Source organism: Methylophilus sp. 14 (assembly GCF_015354345.1).
Classification (GTDB): Bacteria; Pseudomonadota; Gammaproteobacteria; order Burkholderiales; family Methylophilaceae; genus Methylophilus.
In genome coordinates this window covers 367,057-382,368 of record NZ_JADKYS010000003.1, presented here as the reverse complement: position 1 = coordinate 382,368, position 15,312 = coordinate 367,057, and the positions used below count along the sequence as shown (strand labels likewise).

Here is a 15,312-nt window from a genome sequence, read left to right as displayed (position 1 = left end):
TGTCGTACTTAATGTACTGCCTGCGGGCGTATGCCTTGCTCAAGCTGCGCAATTTCTAGTTGGTGTAGGAGAGAGTATATATGCCAAGCTTTGATATTACGTCTGAAGTCGATATGGTGAACTTGAAGAACTCGATTGATGCTGCCAGCAAGCAGATCACCAATCGTTATGACTTCAAAGGCACGTCGGCCAAAATAGATTTCAACGAAAAAGACAAAGTCATCACCTTGTTTGGTGATAACGATTTCCAGCTGGATCAGGTGAAAGATATTCTGTTGCCATCCATGGAAAAAAAAGAACCTGAGTCTTCCAAACGTCTGGAACACAAGGATGTGCAGAAGGTCTCTGGTAATAAGGTGAAGCAGGATTTGCGCGTGCAGGATGGCATTGATAGCGACCTGGCCAAGAAGATCACCAAGCTGATTAAAGATAGCGGTATGAAGGTGCAGGCGACGATTCAGGGCGACACCGTGCGTGTGAATGGCGCCAAGCGCGATGTGCTGCAAGAGGCGATAGCGTTTGTGAAAAAAAGTATTACCGATTTTCCTTTAAAATTCGGTAATTTCAGAGATTAGTCATTGGGAGAATAAGATGGCGAAGTGGGTGACATTAGTATTGACGGTGTTAGTGTTGGCAGGTTGCAACACCATTAATGGTATGGGTAAAGACATTGAACAAGCGGGTGAAGCTGTTCAAAAATCTTCCAAATAATCAATTTTAATGCCGGGGATACCGGCTGAAATATCGAGTCACTATGTTAAAAGTAGGGTTTGTAGGCTGGCGTGGCATGGTTGGGTCCGTGCTGATGCAGCGCATGATGCAGGAAAATGATTTTGCGGATATCGAGCCGCAGTTTTTCACCACCTCGCAAACAGGTGGCGCTGCGCCTCAAGTAGGCAAGGATTCTCCTGCACTGAAAGATGCCAAAAATATTGATGCATTGCGTCAGATGGATGTCATTGTCACCTGTCAGGGCGGTGATTACACCAGTGAAGTGTTTCCGCAATTGCGCACAACCGGCTGGAACGGCCACTGGATTGATGCGGCCTCTACCTTGCGCATGGAACAAGACTCCGTGATCATTTTGGATCCGGTGAATATGCACGTGATTAAGGATGCCTTGGCCAATGGTGGCAAGAACTGGATAGGCGGCAACTGTACCGTGTCATTGATGCTGATGGCGCTCAATGGCCTGTTTAAAGCTGACTTGGTTGAGTGGGCAACGTCCATGACTTACCAGGCCGCTTCAGGCGCAGGCGCGCAGAATATGCGTGAGTTGATTAGCCAGATGGGTGTGATCAATGCTTCTGTCGCTGGTTTGTTGGCGGATCCGGCTTCTGCGATTTTGCAGATTGATAAAACAGTTGCGGATACCATCCGTAGCGATGATTTACCGCAGTCCAATTTTGGCGTGCCACTGGCTGGCAGCCTGATCCCATGGATTGATAAAGACCTGGGCAATGGCCAAAGCAAGGAAGAGTGGAAGGGCGGCGTTGAGACCAACAAGATTTTAGGTCGTGAAGCGAATCCGATCGTGATTGATGGTCTGTGTGTGCGTATCGGCGCCATGCGCTGTCATTCACAGGCGCTAACCATCAAGCTGCGCAAGGATGTGCCTTTGGACGAAATCAACCAAATGTTGGCTGAAGCCAACGAGTGGGCCAAAGTGGTGCCTAACGAACGTGAAATCAGTATGAGTGAGCTCACACCGGCGGCGATTACTGGCACATTGACGACCCCGGTTGGTCGTTTGCGCAAGTTGGCCATGGGGGGTGAATACCTGTCGGCCTTCACTGTTGGTGATCAGTTGTTGTGGGGCGCGGCAGAACCTTTGCGCCGTATGTTGAGAATTTTAGTCGAAGCTTAAGTAATGGATTAAATAGCGGCCCGTAAAGCCATGATTTATTAATGAAATCATGGTCTTTTCGGGCTTTTGCTTTTTATATAATCCTGTTTAATGGTTACTATAGCTTCAAAACGGTGTATTTATTGCTCACAAGCCGCCTGGGCGCGCTTGCGTGGCTGTCTGAATGATGCTATTTTGACAAACGCCATGAATGAATAAGGGTTAATCGGTGAGTAAATTTCAATTAAAAAAAATAGCCTTTGCCTTGAGTTTGAGTACTGCCCTTTCGGCGCATGCCGCTGGTTTGGGGGGCATGGTTTCAAGCTCAAAACTGGGGGAACCGCTCAATGCGGAAATTGAGTTGCTGGCGGTCACGCCAAGTGAACTCAATAGCATCCAGGCAGCATTGGCGAGCGAGCAGGTCTATCAGGACCAAATGCTGGAAAAGCCTGCGTCTTACCCATTTATTAAAATTGAAGTTGGCAATAACATCAAAGGTCAGCCCATCCTCAAGCTGACCAGCTCCCAGCCGATTACCGAAGCCTTCCTGGATATGCTGATCCAGGTCGATTGGCCGACTGGCCGACTGGTCAAAGAATATACCCTGTTGCTGGATCCGCCTGGGTTTAACTCTAATTATGTATCCGAGTCTGCTGGTTTGCCCGTCAATGGTCAGGCAGCACCTGCGCCTAGTACACCTCCAGCAGCAGTGGTGCCCGAACCTAGCCAGGCTGTTGTGCCAGAGGCCAAGAAGCCTGCGTCATTCAGACCAGCCGCTGCAAAACCTGCGACTAAAACTGAAACGAAACCTGAGCTTGCCGAAGAAACAAACGCAGAAAATGCGTTGACCACCGAGCGTGGCGATACCCTTTATGCCATTGCCAGACAAATGAAACCTGACAATGTAAGTGTTGAACAAATGCTCGCTGCGCTCTACCAAACAAACCAGCAGGCGTTTGATGGTAAAAACATGAACCGCCTCAAGGTCGGCAAGATTATGCGTATGCCAGACCAGGCAACCCTGGATAGCATTAGCCGCCCACAGGCGAAAAGCCTGATCGCAGAACATGCGACCAACTGGCAAGCCTATAAAAATTCACTGGCTAAAGTCGTCCAGGAAAGTGCAGCCAGCCAAAGTGGCGGCAATACACAGCAATCCGCGGGCAAAATTGGTGCCGCAGGGGCGAAACCCGCGCCGCAAGCCAAGCCAGGGAAAGATGTATTGAAACTGTCGGCTGGTGATGAGAAGTCAACAACGCTAGCTGATAAGTCAGCAGCCAAAACATCCGCAACCGCAGCGCAAGAAGATGCGACTGCCAAGGCAAACGCCATCAAAGAAGAACAGTCTCGTGCAGCCGCGCTTGAAAAACAAGTCGCGGACATGAAAAAACTGATGGAAATGAAGAACAATGCGATGGCGCTGGCAGAGAAGAATGCGGCACAAGCAGCTGCCGAGCCTAAAGCCGAAGCGAAAGTAGAATCTAAAGTTGAGCCTGCGCCTGCAGTAGAAAAACCTGTTGAGGCTGCTCCTGTTGAAGCTGCCAAGGTGCCGCCTGCACCAGTGGCTGCAGAGAAGCCTGCGGCAGAGCCTGCCAAGCCGGTGGCGCCAGTAGAAACGCCTGCCGCTGATGAGCCTGTGCAGCAGCCTTCCTTTATGCATGTGTTGTTTGAGCGCCTGAAAAATATCAGCCCGGTGTTGCCACTGGCGCTGATTGCTTTGCCGGTGCTGCTGTGTGTCTGGGCATTGATTCGTATCCGTCGCAAAAAACAGATTGATACGTTTGAAGATGCGATCGTGACCTCGCCGGCGACCGAAATGCAGAATAACACTGTGTTCGGTGATACGCAGGCTGCGGCTTCTGGCGACACCTCCTTTTTGACCGACTTCTCGCAGAGTGGCGTCGGTGGCATGATCGATTCGCATGATGTGGATCCGATTGCTGAGGCCGAGGTGTATATGGCGTATGGCCGTGATGCCCAGGCTGAGGAAATCCTCAAAGATGCGATTCAAAAAGATCCTGAGCGCCAGGAACTCAAAGTGAAGTTGCTGGAAATTTATCAGACCACCGGTAATAAGGTTGCGTTTGAGTCGCTGGCTGGTGAGGTGTATGCCAAAGCTGGTCCGGCAGATGCGACCTGGTCAAAAGTCAGTGCCATGGGGCAAAAGCTGGATCCGGATAATGCGCTTTACCAAGGCACGCCAGTTGCTGCCAATGAGGTTACGGCTGCAGCCGAGTCAAGCGTATTGCCAGTGACAGAAACGCAGAATGAAGAGGATGCCTATCACTTTAACTTTGAAGCGCCGGCATTGGAGTTTGACGGTGCGTCTGAAGCGATGGCAGCGGCGAGTAGCGAGCCTGTAGCGTCTACTGAAAGCTCGGCGCGTACCGCCACAGAGGAAATTACAATTGAATCCAGTGCGGATGTGTCGCCTGTGATCAGCGATTCTGATACATTGCAGATAGATACCCCAGTCGCTGAGTCAACGCTGCCAGAGGTGGATGACACTAGCCTTGCATTTTCTGCAGAGCCAGTGACCAATGCGGATAGCTTGCGTTTTGAGGTGGAGCCAGCCTCTGTGGTAGAGCCCGACTCCGTGGACGATCTGGGCGGTGATGCTTTAAATGAAGATGCTGATCTTGCATTGACCCCTAAAGCATTGGATTTGCCATCGCTAAATTTGGATGAGGGCGCGCAAGGGCTGGATGTTGCCAGCAATAAACCTTTGTCAACAACGACCGGTGAGCAAACCTTATCCAGCGAGGATGCTGTGTTTGAGTCATTGCCTGAGTTGTCACTGGAATTGGGTGGTCCGAATGATGCGATTGCTGAACAAGCGGCAGATGATGCGCTGGAAATCGAAGAAATCAGCCTGGGCGCTGCTGACACGGCATTGAATGAAGCACCAGTGGTAGACGCGGCGGGCGATAATGTTGCTTTCCCTGAAATCTCCCTGGATATGGCCGATAGTGCCTCAGTCAGTACCGAGGCGATCACAGATGAGCCGGAAGAAGTGAATACCAAGCTCGACCTGATCCAAGCGTATATCGATATGGAAGATGTGGTAGGCGCTAAGGAGTTGATCGATGAGGTGATCGCAGAAGGTGGCGAGCGTCAGCGGCAACGTGCCAGTGAACTACTGGCGAAACTAGCGTAAATCAAGGCCGGGTTCCCGGCCTTGTTCATTTTAGTGGCCATTCACGGGCTGTGTGCCCTGATTTGGTGTAATCAACGACAGCCCTTATACTAGGCGCCATGAAAATTGCGATTGGCATTGAATATCACGGCGCCTATTTTCAAGGGTGGCAAAGTCAGCCAAATGCCGCAGGCGTACAAGATGCCATTGAACGAGCCGTTGAACAGGTGGGCGGTGAAAAAGTCCGCTTGCATGCTGCCGGGCGTACCGATTCAGGCGTGCATGCGCTGATGCAGGTGGCACATTTTGAAACGTCTGCTGTCAGACCATTGAGTGCCTGGGTGCGTGGCACCAATGCGCACTTGCCTGCCTGGGTACGCGTCTTGTGGGCCACTGAGGTGGCGGCAGACTTTCACGCCAGATTCAGTGCACGCGCGCGCAGCTATCAATATGTGTTGCATAACCACGCGGTGGCCCCAGCCAGCCAGCACGGGCGCGTTGGTTGGTATCACCGGCCGTTGGATATTAGCCTGATGCAGCAGGCCATGCCATGCTTAATCGGCGAACATGATTTCAGTGCTTTTCGGGCCAGTGAGTGTCAGGCCAGTACGCCGATACGGACCATGCATAGGGCCGACCTGAGGCAGCAAGGGCGATATATTATTTTCAGCTTTAAGGCGAATGCCTTTTTGCAGCACCAGATTCGCAATATGGTGGGCGCCTTGGTGTATGTTGGGCAGGGTAAATTGAGTCCGGCCGCATTTGCCGATTTATTGCAACATCAAGACCGGCGCCTTGCACCGCCCACCTTTATGCCAGATGGATTGTATTTTACCGGTGTGGAGTATGACGCCAGCTGGCAATTGCCGGTGTGTGAGGCACATTGGGACTAAAGAGAACGAATCAATCATGATGACCAGAACCAGGGTAAAAATTTGCGGGATCACCCGCCTGGAAGATGCGCTGACAGCGATTGCCGCAGGTGCGGATGCGTTGGGTTTTGTGTTTTATGCCCCTAGCCCGCGTGCGGTAACGGCGACACAGGCGCAAGCAATTATGGCGGCACTGCCGCCCTTTGTGAGCAAGGTCGGCCTGTTTGTGAATGCGTCGGCTGAAGAAGTGCAGCAAGTGATCACAAGCACAGACCTGGATTGCCTGCAGTTTCATGGCGATGAGTCAGCAGACTATTGCGCGCAATTTAATCTGCCATATTACAAAGCAATCCGCGTCAAACCAGGGGTAAATTTGGTACAATGCGAGCTTGATTTTGCGTCAGCTTCAGCCTTGCTACTGGATACTTACTCTGAAAAAGCAGTGGGTGGGACCGGCGAGGCATTTGACTGGTCGCTGATCCCCGCCGATTTGCAAAAGCCGGTGATATTGGCCGGTGGTTTGAATCCGGAAAATGTCGCGCAAGCCACGCATCAGGTACGCCCTTATGCACTGGATGTGAGTGGCGGGGTAGAAGCACAAAAGGGGATTAAGTCCCCGCAAAAGATAGCTGCATTCATGCAGCAGGTGGTGCAGTGTGATGCTGCACGTCGTGGGCGGTTAGAGTAACAAACGAGATACGGAGTAACGCATGCAAATGTATGACATGCCAGATGAGCGCGGTCATTTTGGCCCTTTTGGTGGCGTTTTTGTCGCAGAAACCCTGGTGGAAGCACTGGAAGAGCTGAGAGTGATGTATGAGAAATACCGTCACGATCCTGAGTTCCTGGCTGAATTTGCTTATGACCTGAAGCACTTCGTTGGCCGTCCCAGCCCGATTTATCATGCTAAACGCCTGTCTGACAAAGTCGGTGGCGCACAAATTTATCTCAAGCGCGAAGATTTAAACCACACTGGCGCGCACAAAATCAACAACACCATCGGCCAGGCATTGCTGGCCAAGCGCATGGGTAAGCCACGCGTGATTGCGGAAACCGGTGCCGGGCAGCATGGCGTGGCGACCGCCACCATCGCGGCGCGCCTGGGTCTAGAGTGTGTGGTCTACATGGGCGCTGAGGATGTAAAACGCCAGGCGCCAAACGTGTTCCGCATGAAGTTACTGGGTGCAACCGTGGTGCCTGTTGAGAGCGGTTCAAAAACCCTCAAAGACGCATTGAATGAAGCCATGCGTGACTGGGTGACCAATATCTCCAATACTTTCTACATTATCGGCACCGTGGCCGGCCCACATCCTTACCCAATGATGGTGCGTGATTTCCAGGCAGTTATCGGTATCGAAGCAAAAGAGCAGATGCAGGAAATGATCGGTCGCCAGCCAGATGCGGTTGTCGCCTGTGTCGGTGGCGGCTCCAATGCCATGGGCATTTTCTACCCATACATCGACGTTGAAGGTGTGCGCCTGATTGGCGTTGAAGCGGGCGGTCACGGTTTGAGCACTGGCCAGCATGCGGCCCCCTTAACGGCAAATAGCCCGATTGGCGTACTGCACGGCAACCGTACTTACCTGATGCAAGATGAAGATGGCAATATCATTGAAACCCACTCTATCTCTGCAGGCCTGGATTACCCAGGCGTGGGCCCTGAGCATGCCTGGTTAAAAGACATCAAGCGCGCGGAATATGTGGCAATCACAGATGAGGAGGCCATGACTGCTTTCCATAACCTGTGCCGTACTGAAGGCATTATTCCGGCAATGGAGTCCAGTCACGCCCTGGCGCATGCAGAAAAACTGGCTAAAACCATGTCTCCGGACCAGGTCGTGCTGGTGAATCTCTCTGGCCGTGGTGATAAAGATATTAACACCGTGGCACGGTTGGCGAATATTACCCTGTGACCTTGGCTAGCATGACTGCGCTTGTCTACTTTATATTTATACGCACAGTCATGCCTTGCAAATCCACTGTCATTATTTGAATTAATTAAAAAAGCATTCTTATGTCCCGCATTCAATCTGTATTCGCCACACTCAAGGCGCAAGGTAAAAAGGCACTGATTCCCTACATTACAGCCGGTGATCCGCATCCTGACCACACCGTGCCTTTGTTGCATGCCTTGGTTGAGGCCGGTGCCGACATGATTGAACTGGGTGTGCCGTTTTCTGACCCGATGGCGGATGGTCCGGTCATTCAGCGCGCCAGTGAGCGTGCGCTGGTACACAAAATGGGTCTGCGCAAAGTACTTGGCATGGTTAAAGAGTTTCGCGCTAGCAATCAAACAACGCCTATCGTACTCATGGGCTATGCCAACCCGATTGAAGCCATGGGTAGCAGCCAATTTGTTGCTTTGGCGAAAGAGGCAGGGGTCGATGGCGTGCTGACTGTGGATTATCCACCTGAGGAGTGCGAACGCTTTAACCAGGAGCTGGCCAGCGCCGATATCGACAGTATTTTTCTGTTGTCACCAACCACCGAGCCTTCACGTACCGAGTTGATCGTGAAGCAGGCAACAGGCTTTCTGTATTATGTGTCGCTCAAAGGCGTGACAGGCGCGGCCAACCTGGATATTGTCGAGGTCAAAAAACGCGTGGCAGAGATACGTCAACAAACCAGCTTGCCGATTGGTGTTGGCTTTGGCGTGAAGGATGCTGCTACAGCGCGTGAAGTGGCGGCGATTGCAGATGCTGTTGTGGTCGGTAGCCGCATGGTATTGGCAATTGAAAACTCTGACGCCACTCACCTGATTACCAATGTGCAGGCATTAACCAAAGAATTACGTACTGCGATTGACTCTGTATAGGACTGTTTATTCATGTCTTCAGAATATCGCAATATAAAAGCAGGAGAAACTATGAGCTGGTTAGACAAGATTCCACAAAAAATTAAACGTGCTGTTGGCTCAGTACAAAAGCGCAATGTGCCAGAAGGCCTGTGGCACAAATGCGATGCCTGCCAGACGGTACTATACCGTACTGACCTGGATGCCAACCTGGAGGTTTGTCCGCAATGCGGCCATCATCACCGTTTGGGCGCGCGTGACCGCCTGAATGTGTTGCTGGATGCAGAAGGCCGCGTTGAAATTGGCGCCGATGTCACGCCAGTGGATGCGTTGAAATTTAAAGACAGCAAAACTTACGCCGAGCGCATGAAATCTGCCCAGCGTGACGTTAAGGAAAAAGATGCGCTGATTGTGATGCGCGGTGCGATTGAAGGTGTGCCGGTCGTGGCGGCCGTGTTTGAATTCAAGTTTATGGGCGGTTCCATGGGCTCAGTGGTTGGCGAGCGTTTTGTGCGCGGTGTACAAGATGCCATCCAGCACAAAGCTGCTTTTATCTGTATCTCTGCCAGCGGTGGTGCACGTATGCAAGAAGGCTTGCTGTCCTTGATGCAAATGGCTAAAACCAGTGCTGCCTTGACCAAGCTGTCTGAAGCGGGCTTGCCATATGTTTCTGTGTTGACGGATCCGACCATGGGTGGGGTATCTGCCAGCTTTGCCATGCTGGGTGATGTGATTGTGGCTGAGCCGAATGCCTTGATCGGTTTTGCCGGTCCGCGCGTGATTGAGCAGACCGTACGCGAGACCTTGCCTGAGGGCTTCCAGCGCGCAGAGTTTTTGCTGACGCACGGTGCCATTGATATGATTATTGACCGTCGTGAAATGCGCGCCAAGCTGAGCCAGTTGTTGTCCAATTTCCTGCATATTACCAAAGCTGCCTGATGCCGCCTGTGATACCCGAGCTTCCCCAAACTGTTGAGGATTGGCTCGGCTACATTGAATCCCTGCACCCCAAATCCATCGAGATGGGCTTGGGTAGGGTGCAAACAGTGGCTGCTCGTCTGCAGCTACAATTTCCGTTTACCGTTATCACCGTCGGCGGCACCAATGGCAAAGGGTCTACCTGTGCCATGCTGGAGCGTATCTACAGCACTGCCGGTTATCAGGTTGGCTGTTACACTTCGCCGCATCTGGTGCACTACCAGGAGCGTGTGCGCTTCAATGCCAATGTGATTGCCGATGCTATGCTCTGTGACGCCTTTGCTGCTGTGGAGCAGGCGCGCGGTGATATCACGCTGACCTATTTTGAAATGGGCACGTTGGCAGCATTGTGGGCATTTGAGCAGCAACCGCTGGACGTCGTCATTCTTGAGGTTGGCTTGGGTGGCCGCCTGGATGCGGTAAATATTGTCGATGCCGATTGTGCCATCGTGACCAATGTCGACCTCGACCATATGGAGTTTCTTGGCGATACCCGTGAGTTAATTGGCCACGAAAAAGCCGGTATTTATCGCCAGCCGCAGATTGCCATTTGCGGCGATGTTGCTCCGCCAGCCTCCTTGCTGGCCTATGCCGCATCGCTGGGCGTTAAGTTAAACCGTTTTGGCGTGGACTACCAGATGGATGTTTCCGATGCGCAACACGCGCACTACCGGGATAGTCTGGGGCAGTTGGATATTGGCACCTTGCGCCTGTTCGGCCATTACCAGTGGAATAATGCCGCCAGCGTTATCTTTGCCGTACGTGCCTTACAGGCAATATTGCCAGTCACTGAAGATCAGCTATTGCAGGCATTAACCGGGACAGAAGTCACTGGTCGCTTTCAATATATACAGCAAGCGCCTGATGTGATTCTGGATGTCGCGCATAACCCACATGCCGCACGTGCACTACGCGATAATTTGCAACGCCTGAGTGCCGATGGTAGCCAGGTGATTGCCGTCTTCTCCATGCTGTCTGATAAAGATATTGCCAGTGTGGTTGATATCCTGCACCCCGTGATTGATACCTGGCATATTGCCCCTATCCAGCATCCGCGGGCAGCAGCGCTTGATTATTTGCATACCTGTTTAAGCCAGAAAGTGCCGCAGACAGATATTCACCTGCATGCAGATTTGCCAACCGCATTGCGGACAGCTTATAAAAAAGCAGCAAAAAATGATAAAATTATTGTGTTCGGCTCATTCTTCACTGTAGCTGCGATACTGGAATTAACGCCTGATCAATGGGCTGCGTAACTGCGCTCCTGGCGTATACATAGAACTGAGTGAGAACTTCAAAACATTATGGCGAGAGATGCTTTGACAGACAACGAACTGTTGCTCAAGAAAACGGCCCGCAGACGGTTGGTCGGTGCGATCACGCTGGTGGTGTTGATGTTAATCATATTGCCCTTTGTGCTCAAGGATCGGGTAGTCGAATCCAGCCACGATAACGTAGAAATTACAGTCGTCAACCGCCAGGCCAATCGCGAGCCTATTCTTGAATTGCCTGACGATGAAGTAGTGTTGGACAACGAGGCCGCTCCGGCTGCCAATACCCCAGAAACCAACGCCCAGGAAGTGCCTGAGGCTAACATTGAAGAGGCCCTGGCTACCGCCCCCGCAGCCCCTGTCGCACCGCAAAAATTGGCCAAGGCAGAACCTGCCAAGCCTGTTGTCGTGCCAGCTCCCGTGAAACCAGTTGAACCCAAAGTTGAACCCAAAGTTGAACCCAAAGTTGAACCCAAAGTTGAACCCAAAGTTGAACCCAAAGTTGCGGCAGCCAAGGCTGAGGCTAAAGAAGAGGCTGTAGCATCCGATAAAAAAACGGGTAAGTTCTTTGTGCAGTTTGGTGTGTTTTCTGATCCTAAAAACCTTGAAAACCTGCAAAGCAAGCTGAAGCAGGCTGGGTTTGAATCTGCCACTGAAAAAGTGGATGCCGCTGGCCAGAAATTACGCTTGCGCACACGTACTTATGCCACACGTAATGATGCCGCTGCCGCATTGAAAAAACTGGAAGCAGCCGGGTTTAGCGGTATTGTCGCCAGCAAGTCCTGATGTCGGCCATGACGGTTTTTGATTATCTGGTACTGGGCATTATCGGCTTTTCCATTTTGGTCGGGCTGATGCGTGGCGCCATCCGTGAGTTGTTTTCTGTGCTGGGCTGGGTGCTGGCTTTTTACCTGGCTAACCGCTTTAATGGCGAAGTCATCAGTTATATGCCTGAGCAGATTCCTGGCGATGCAGTGAAAGCCCTGGCGGCTTTTTTAGTGGTTTTTTTACTGGTACTGTTCGTGAGCACCTTGCTGGCCTTGTTGCTGACCACTTTAATCAAGGCTGTGGGCTTGGGTGGGCTTAACCGGGTGTTGGGCGGTTTGGCCGGGATTGTGAAAGGGGTGTTGGTCGTGTGTATCCTAGTGATGCTGGCTGCCATGACTGATTTACCCAAGGATCCGCGCTGGACGAACGCAACATTCAGTGCGCCAGTAGAAGCGTTGGTCTTGAAATTATTGCCGTGGATGCCATCTAGTATTGCAAGGCACGTGCATTTGGATCATCAGCGGGTAGATGAGTCTGCCTTTAATTTGTAATCAAGTGTTTGATAGGATGTCGCTATGTGTGGAATTATCGGTATTGTAGGCAAGAACCCGGTGAATCAGTTGTTGTATGACGGATTGCTGGTATTACAGCACCGTGGTCAGGATGCCGCTGGTATCGTCACTTGTGATGGCAACACTTTCCACATGCATAAAAACAATGGCCTGGTGAAAGATGTATTTCACACCCGCCATATGCGCAACCTGATCGGCAACGTGGGGATTGCCCATGTACGTTATCCGACCGCAGGCTCCTCAAGTGCGGCTGAAGCGCAGCCATTCTATGTAAACTCACCATTTGGTATTGTGTTGGGCCATAACGGCAACCTGACCAACTCCGAGCAACTCAAGTCTGAAATGTTCAGGCAAGATTTACGTCACATCAATACCAACTCTGACTCCGAAGTGTTGTTGAACGTGCTGGCGCATGAAATCGAAAGCACGTCTAAAAACGCCTTGCTTAACAGTGACATGGTGTTTGATGCCGTGGCTGGTGTGCACAGACGTTGTAAAGGTGCTTATGCCGTGGTGGCGATGATCGCCAACTTTGGTTTGCTGGCCTTCCGTGATCCACATGGTATTCGTCCTTTGGTGATCGGCAAGCAGGAGACTGACAAGGGCACCGAATATATTGTCGCTTCTGAAAGCGTGGCGCTGGATGTGTTGGGCTTTACCATGTTGCGTGATGTGGAGCCTGGTGAAGCGGTGTTTATTGACATGGACGGCAACCTGTTCAGCCGTCAATGTGCGACTAATCCAAAACTGACTTCCTGTATTTTTGAATACGTTTACCTGGCACGTCCTGACTCTGTGATTGATGGCGTGTCTGTGTATCAGACCCGTCTGGATATGGGCACATTGCTGGCTGAAAAAATCAAGCGTGAATGGGCTGATAAGCAGATTGATGTGGTGATTCCTATCCCGGATACCAGCCGCCCAAGTGCATTGCAGTTAGGTATTGCTTTGGGCCTGGATTACCGTGAAGGCTTTATCAAAAACCGTTATATCGGCCGTACTTTTATTATGCCTGGTCAGGCATTGCGCAAAAAATCCGTGCGCCAGAAGCTGAACCCGATTGGCATTGAGTTCAAGGGCAAGAATGTGCTGCTGGTCGATGACTCGATTGTGCGTGGCACGACTTCGCAACAAATCGTGCAAATGGCGCGTGATGCAGGTGCGAACAAGGTTTACTTCGCTTCTGCGGCGCCACCGGTGCGTTACCCGAATGTGTACGGTATTGATATGCCTAGCCGCCATGAGTTGCTGGCGACCAATCGTACCGATGAAGAAATTTGTGCTGAAATTGGTGCCGATGCGCTGATTTACCAGGACCTGGATGCTTTGCGTGAAAGCATCACCAAGTCTAATCCGCACATGACTGAGTTTGACTGCAGCTGCTTTGATGGCAAATATGTCACCGGCGATATTGATGCGGCTTATTTGAACCGCATCGAGTCTGCGCGCAGTGATATGAATAAAAAGCAATTGCCACCAAACTCGACCACGCAGTTGGATTTAAACCTGCTATCTACAGACCTGGTAGGGGCCGATTAGAAGTTGACAGGCGCCAGCAAAAGGCGTTTAATGAAATTGCGCTGATTTGAGTGGCGAACTTTAAACGAAGCCAAACTCAGCTTGCGAGCGCATTATAAATACCGCTAAAGCGAGAGCCCCAAAGACCCGTTTTAGCGCAATGCTGAAACGGGTTTTTTATTGCCGTCCGTCTCCCGGACAGAAGATTGAGGAAACATGAACGACCAATACCATTTGGAAACGCTGGCGGTGCGCGCTGGCACACTCACCACCGAGTTTGGTGAAAACTCTGAAGCCTTGTTTTTAAATTCCAGTTTCCGTTTTAATAGTGCGGCTCAAGCGGCGGCCCGTTTTGGTGGCACAGAGCCAGGTAATATTTACTCGCGTTTTACTAACCCAACGGTCACCATGTTTCAGGATAAGCTGGCTGCCTTAGAAGGCGCCGAGCAGTGCGTGGCGACGGCCAGTGGCATGTCTGCGATATTGGCTTGCATTATGGGCATTTGCAGCGCAGGCGACCATATCGTAGCCTCACGCAGCATTTTTGGCACCACGGTGCAGCTGTTTACCAATATTCTCAAGCGCTGGGGACTGGAAGTGACCCTGGTGTCACTCACCGATGTGGAGGCATGGAAAGCCGCTGCCAAACCAAATACAAAATTGTTTTTTGCAGAAACCCCTTCTAACCCACTGACTGAAGTGGGCGATATTGCCAGGCTTTCAGAAGTGGCGCATGCCGCAGGCGCTTACCTGGCGGTGGATAACTGCTTTTGTACACCGGCCTTGCAACAGCCGCTCAAACTGGGGGCGGACATTGTGATTCACTCTGCGACCAAGTATATCGATGGCCAGGGCAGGGTGCTGGGCGGCGCTGTGCTGGGTAACAAAGTTTTAATTGAGCCGGTCTATGCCTTTTTGCGTACTGCAGGCGTCACCATGAGTGCATTTAATGCCTGGGTGTTTGTCAAAGGCTTAGAAACCCTACAGGTGCGTATGGAAGCCCATGCTGCACGTGCGCTGGCATTGGCGCAGTGGCTGGAGCAGCAGCCTGGCGTTGAACGTGTGTATTACCCTGGTTTACCATCACATCCGCAATATGCGCTGGCACAAAAACAGCAGCGCTTGGGTGGCGGCATTGTGACCTTTGAGGTGAAGCCAAAAGCAGACCAAACAGCACAAGAAGCCGCGTGGGCGTTAATTGATGCTACGCGCCTGATCTCGATCACGGCCAACCTGGGTGATGCCAAATCGACCATCACGCATCCGGCAACGACCACGCATAGTCGCGTGAGCGCTGAAGCCCGGGCCGAGGCGGGCATTAAAGATAACCTGGTCAGGATTGCCGTTGGCCTGGAGCATGTGGATGACTTGAAAGCAGATTTGCAGTTGTTGACGCGCACTTAATGCCACATCGTTGACGGCAATCAGCACTGCATGGGGAGCAATTTTGCTCCCCATTGTTTTTTCTGGCGGCCAAGATGTTGGCGCTGTGTGCTTAATTGGCCTGGCAGCCGCGATTTGGCAAGCCAGATTACGCTAGATATGCTAAAATCGCGT

At 51.7% G+C, this 15,312-nt stretch carries 14 protein-coding genes; all 14 read left to right on the top strand.

Annotation, left to right across the window (positions count from 1 at the left end; translation table 11 throughout):
- Positions 1-80: 80 nt before the first annotated feature.
- The 14 genes from INP78_RS10110 (at position 81) to INP78_RS10045 (ending at position 15,159) form a co-directional block, all read left to right on the top strand.
- A complete protein-coding gene (locus INP78_RS10110; protein WP_194742057.1) occupies positions 81-575 on the top strand; it encodes a YajQ family cyclic di-GMP-binding protein in 495 nt (164 codons plus the stop codon).
- 16 nt (positions 576-591) lie between these two features.
- Positions 592-711, top strand: coding sequence for an entericidin A/B family lipoprotein (locus INP78_RS10105; RefSeq protein ID WP_194742056.1), 120 nt, complete (start codon positions 592-594; stop codon positions 709-711).
- Between the two features lie 43 nt (positions 712-754).
- On the top strand, positions 755-1,867 hold the full coding sequence (gene asd, locus INP78_RS10100; protein WP_194742055.1) for an aspartate-semialdehyde dehydrogenase: 1,113 nt from the start codon (positions 755-757) through the stop codon (positions 1,865-1,867).
- A 208-nt stretch (positions 1,868-2,075) separates the two neighbouring features.
- Positions 2,076-5,003: a FimV/HubP family polar landmark protein gene (locus INP78_RS10095; protein WP_194742054.1), complete on the top strand. Its 2,928-nt coding sequence runs from the start codon at positions 2,076-2,078 to the stop codon at positions 5,001-5,003.
- Positions 5,004-5,101: 98 nt separating this feature from the next.
- Complete coding sequence (gene truA / locus INP78_RS10090) at positions 5,102-5,875, top strand: tRNA pseudouridine(38-40) synthase TruA (RefSeq protein ID WP_194742053.1); 774 nt, start codon at positions 5,102-5,104, stop codon at positions 5,873-5,875.
- Positions 5,802-6,542 carry a phosphoribosylanthranilate isomerase gene (locus INP78_RS10085; RefSeq protein WP_368667982.1) on the top strand — a complete coding sequence of 247 codons (741 nt, stop codon included), beginning with the start codon at positions 5,802-5,804 and terminating at the stop codon, positions 6,540-6,542. Before truA ends, INP78_RS10085 begins: the two co-directional genes overlap by 74 nt.
- A gap of 22 nt (positions 6,543-6,564) precedes the next feature.
- Positions 6,565-7,767 carry a tryptophan synthase subunit beta gene (gene trpB, locus INP78_RS10080; RefSeq protein ID WP_194742051.1) on the top strand — a complete coding sequence of 401 codons (1,203 nt, stop codon included), beginning with the start codon at positions 6,565-6,567 and terminating at the stop codon, positions 7,765-7,767.
- Between the two features lie 101 nt (positions 7,768-7,868).
- Positions 7,869-8,669, top strand: a complete 801-nt coding sequence (gene trpA / locus INP78_RS10075; RefSeq protein ID WP_194742050.1) for a tryptophan synthase subunit alpha — start codon at positions 7,869-7,871, stop codon at positions 8,667-8,669.
- A 51-nt stretch (positions 8,670-8,720) separates the two neighbouring features.
- Positions 8,721-9,587 carry an acetyl-CoA carboxylase, carboxyltransferase subunit beta gene (gene accD, locus INP78_RS10070; RefSeq protein WP_194742049.1) on the top strand — a complete coding sequence of 289 codons (867 nt, stop codon included), beginning with the start codon at positions 8,721-8,723 and terminating at the stop codon, positions 9,585-9,587.
- Positions 9,587-10,882, top strand: a complete 1,296-nt coding sequence (gene folC / locus INP78_RS10065; protein WP_194742048.1) for a bifunctional tetrahydrofolate synthase/dihydrofolate synthase — start codon at positions 9,587-9,589, stop codon at positions 10,880-10,882. Before accD ends, folC begins: the two co-directional genes overlap by 1 nt.
- A 63-nt stretch (positions 10,883-10,945) precedes the next feature.
- Entirely contained in the window at positions 10,946-11,683 is a 738-nt protein-coding gene (locus INP78_RS10060; protein WP_228522799.1) for an SPOR domain-containing protein, read from the top strand.
- Positions 11,684-11,691: 8 nt separating this feature from the next.
- Entirely contained in the window at positions 11,692-12,216 is a 525-nt protein-coding gene (locus INP78_RS10055; protein ID WP_194742046.1) for a CvpA family protein, read from the top strand.
- Between the two features lie 24 nt (positions 12,217-12,240).
- A complete protein-coding gene (gene purF / locus INP78_RS10050) occupies positions 12,241-13,776 on the top strand; it encodes an amidophosphoribosyltransferase (protein ID WP_194742045.1) in 1,536 nt (511 codons plus the stop codon).
- Between the two features lie 195 nt (positions 13,777-13,971).
- Positions 13,972-15,159 carry an O-succinylhomoserine sulfhydrylase gene (locus INP78_RS10045; protein ID WP_194742044.1) on the top strand — a complete coding sequence of 396 codons (1,188 nt, stop codon included), beginning with the start codon at positions 13,972-13,974 and terminating at the stop codon, positions 15,157-15,159.
- Positions 15,160-15,312: the final 153 nt, after the last annotated feature.

Bases quoted from the DNA above. Each gene is read 5' to 3' on its own strand.
- INP78_RS10085 (WP_368667982.1), top strand. From the start codon at position 5,802: ATGGATTGTATTTTACCGGTGTGGAGTATGACGCCAGCTGGCAATTGC.
- truA (WP_194742053.1), top strand. From the start codon at position 5,102: ATGAAAATTGCGATTGGCATTGAATATCACGGCGCCTATTTTCAAGGG.
- INP78_RS10110 (WP_194742057.1), top strand. From the start codon at position 81: ATGCCAAGCTTTGATATTACGTCTGAAGTCGATATGGTGAACTTGAAG.
- INP78_RS10045 (WP_194742044.1), top strand. From the start codon at position 13,972: ATGAACGACCAATACCATTTGGAAACGCTGGCGGTGCGCGCTGGCACA.
- folC (WP_194742048.1), top strand. From the start codon at position 9,587: ATGCCGCCTGTGATACCCGAGCTTCCCCAAACTGTTGAGGATTGGCTC.
- purF (WP_194742045.1), top strand. From the start codon at position 12,241: ATGTGTGGAATTATCGGTATTGTAGGCAAGAACCCGGTGAATCAGTTG.
- INP78_RS10055 (WP_194742046.1), top strand. From the start codon at position 11,692: ATGACGGTTTTTGATTATCTGGTACTGGGCATTATCGGCTTTTCCATT.
- INP78_RS10105 (WP_194742056.1), top strand. From the start codon at position 592: ATGGCGAAGTGGGTGACATTAGTATTGACGGTGTTAGTGTTGGCAGGT.
- trpB (WP_194742051.1), top strand. From the start codon at position 6,565: ATGCAAATGTATGACATGCCAGATGAGCGCGGTCATTTTGGCCCTTTT.
- accD (WP_194742049.1), top strand. From the start codon at position 8,721: ATGAGCTGGTTAGACAAGATTCCACAAAAAATTAAACGTGCTGTTGGC.
- asd (WP_194742055.1), top strand. From the start codon at position 755: ATGTTAAAAGTAGGGTTTGTAGGCTGGCGTGGCATGGTTGGGTCCGTG.
- trpA (WP_194742050.1), top strand. From the start codon at position 7,869: ATGTCCCGCATTCAATCTGTATTCGCCACACTCAAGGCGCAAGGTAAA.